Consider the following 284-nt stretch of genomic DNA (forward strand, 5'->3'; position numbering starts at 1 on the left):
GTATAACGCAGTACGTTGTATTGGTCGGCGGTGTGAGTGTCAGCCGCTGTGTTCGTCATACGATCCGACTGTACGGCATCGACATAGTCATCTATTTTTGAATAGTAAGGAGTGGCTTTAACGCCCCAGCTATCATCAGCACCGCGCCAGTCTAAGGTGGCAGATAGGGTATTGGATTTTTCAGAACGCAGATTAGGATCACCAAAATAGCCATTGCCATCACCAACAGTGTTATTCATGACAGCCGCCATGGGCCATGTCGACCACGTATAACGCTCATAGAG

At 48.6% G+C, this 284-nt stretch carries 1 protein-coding gene; it reads right to left on the reverse strand.

The window, feature by feature from the left end:
• On the reverse strand, positions 1-239 hold a 239-nt coding region (locus tag AAEY87_RS13910; protein ID WP_350657598.1), incomplete at its 3' end, for a TonB-dependent receptor domain-containing protein.
• Between the last annotated feature and the right edge of the window lie 45 nt (positions 240-284).

This window comes from Psychrobacter sp. S1-30-MNA-CIBAN-0213 (assembly GCF_040309845.1).
Lineage (GTDB): Bacteria > Pseudomonadota > Gammaproteobacteria > Pseudomonadales > Moraxellaceae > Psychrobacter.